This window comes from Alteromonas sp. ABH4_457, from assembly GCF_056160625.1.
On the sequence record NZ_JBSWXN010000024.1, the window covers coordinates 1 to 438 of the forward strand.

Here is a 438-nt window from a genome sequence, read left to right on the forward strand (position 1 = left end):
ATTCCACGACAGCAATAGCAACTGGTGGTGAAGTTGATACCACTGCACCAACAGTCACTTTAGACGCCCAGGGTACAGGAAACGACACCACGCCAACTATTTCAGGCACCACCGATCTGCCAGCAGGTGAATCTGTAACGTTAACCGTGACAGATGCGAATGGTGATGCACAGACTGTTACCGCAACGGTGCAGCCAGACGGTACGTTCAGCGCCGATGTGCCAGCGGAAATGGCAGAAGGTAACTTCACGGTTGATGCTGCGGCGACCGATGCTGCCGGCAATACCGGCACTGCCTCAACCTCAGGTACGGTGGATACCACTGCACCGACGGTAACACTGGATGCCCAAGGTACCGGTAACGACACTACCCCGACTATTTCTGGTACCACGGATCTGCCAGCCGGTGAATCAGTGACGTTAACAGTCACTGATGCCA

Annotated in this window: 1 protein-coding gene; it reads left to right on the forward strand. The window is 54.8% G+C overall.

The window, feature by feature from the left end; all coding sequences use genetic code 11:
- Positions 1 to 438: Ig-like domain-containing protein (locus tag ACXAGR_RS23785; RefSeq protein ID WP_474852924.1), on the forward strand; the 438-nt coding region annotated here is incomplete at both ends.